The organism is Sporosarcina sp. OR05 (genome assembly GCF_041414805.1).
Taxonomy (GTDB): domain Bacteria; phylum Bacillota; class Bacilli; order Bacillales_A; family Planococcaceae; genus Sporosarcina; species Sporosarcina saromensis.
Genome location: NZ_JANKJL010000028.1, coordinates 1 through 1,737, shown reverse-complemented (window position 1 = coordinate 1,737; position 1,737 = coordinate 1). Strand labels below are relative to the sequence as shown.

The 1,737-nt window shown below is 38.6% G+C and carries 2 protein-coding genes; one reads left to right on the top strand and one right to left on the bottom strand.

Going from position 1 to position 1,737, the window contains the following annotated elements:
* The first annotated feature begins 221 nt into the window (after positions 1–221).
* Positions 222–1,241 (top strand): sensor domain-containing diguanylate cyclase, encoded by a 1,020-nt coding sequence (locus NRI27_RS17875; RefSeq protein ID WP_371391897.1) that lies wholly within the window; start codon positions 222–224, stop codon positions 1,239–1,241.
* Between the two features lie 198 nt (positions 1,242–1,439).
* Here NRI27_RS17875 and NRI27_RS17870 read toward each other — a convergent pair.
* A partial coding sequence (locus NRI27_RS17870; protein ID WP_371391896.1) for a hypothetical protein occupies positions 1,440–1,737 on the bottom strand: 298 nt, incomplete at its 5' end.

Sequence of the window (1,737 nt, the reverse complement as noted above, 5' to 3'; positions counted from 1 at the left end):
AAATGTTCTATGTTGCAATAAGTTCTTTTTGACTATATAATTAGAAATACTATTTAAATAATCACTGTTTATTGACGAATTAACTTGCTGCTTATGAAAAAACACATCCTTTGTTCTAGGAATATATGATTACTTTTCATCGTAACGTGGTATAGAGGATGGGGGGAGTTGGTAGGATGACGACCTTTTATTCCATAACTTACAGATAGAAGGTAGATTTGATGAATGGACAATACGCTTATGGCTTTATGAGTGCTTTGTTTATAGCAATTGTTTTGTTTACTTTTGTGCAGAGAAGATGGGAGCAGGAGAAGGTTGCTCTTTTAGAAGAAAAAAGTCGATTTGTACATATCGTAGAAAACTCGAAAGACTTTATTTATTATTGTGAGATTTATCCCGAACTGAAGTTTCAATATATCAGTCCTTCGGCAGAGCAGTGGATAGGTAAAGGTACTATAGAGCGTTCATTTGCAGACCCGCAATTGCCTTTTGATTACATCCATCCGGATGATTATGAATTGCTAATTAAGAAAGTGAAAGGTGAACTGGATTTCAGTAAGGGTATTATTCAACGGTGGCGCGACAGTGATGGCACGTATAGATATTTTGAGGAGTATGCGACACCGATTTATGAGAATGGACGGATTGTCGCCATGCAAGGAATCATTCGCAATATCGATGAAAAGATTGAACTGCAAAAGAATTTGAAGTATCGGTTATACCATGACTATTTGACGAGTCTATATAACCGTGAATACTTTGAGATTGCGCTTACGCGGCTTGATGAAAAAGAAGATACGCCGGTTGCCATCATTTTATGTGACTTAGATGAACTGAAATATGCGAATGATCATTTTGGCCATAAACAGGGCGATGCTTTGCTGCAAGCGACAGGGGAACTGTTAAATCGTTTTTCTTCCGAAAAGATAATCGTTGCGCGCATCGGTGGAGATGAGTTTGTTTTGCTTGTGGAGAATCAAACGAAAGAAGAAGTTAAACAACTCGTCCAAACAATAACTGAGGAAATACATATGAACAACCAGAATTCTGATCAAACTAAAATCCATTTATCGATTGGGTATTCTTACTCGATTCATTCCATTGGAAAGATGACAAAACTTTTTACAGAAGCGGATCAGTGGATGTATCAACAGAAGAATGAGAGAAAACAATCTAGGGAGATTGGCTTTGTCCAGCAGTTAGAAGGAGAAACAGAAGAAGTTTGTATGCCGGTTGAATAGATTTTAATCGTGTTGATAACGAGTCAGTTTAATCTTAGCATTCGGAGTTCGTGGTTGAGTTATAGTAAGTTCGTTCGAGAGGATCTGCATCTGTAAGAATAGGTGCAGGTCTTTTTATGTTTATGGAATATGCTGTGAATATGCCGCGATTGGGCGAAGTATGCTGTGTTTGGTGGGAATATGCGGCGTTTGGCGGGGTTATGCCGTGTTTGGAGGGAATATGCGGCGTTTGAAGGGAATATGCCGCGTTTGGAGAAAGTATGCCGCGTTTCGAAAATCTGAACTTCTTTTATACTTGTAATTCTTCGCTTCATTTTCTCGTGGGGATTTCTTTGTCTTAGTTCTATTAAAATCGCGCCAAATGGGTTTTGACAATTCAAAGGGGTTGTTGGGGGGATTTGTATTGTGCTTGGAGATTTCTATTTTTTGTGAGGTTATGCGGCTTTTGAGCGAAGTATGCTGAGTTTGGAAGGAATATGCTGCGATTGGAGAAAGT

Excerpts from the sequence above, each read along its gene's own strand:
- NRI27_RS17875 (WP_371391897.1), top strand. The coding sequence starts at position 222 with ATGAATGGACAATACGCTTATGGCTTTATGAGTGCTTTGTTTATAGCA.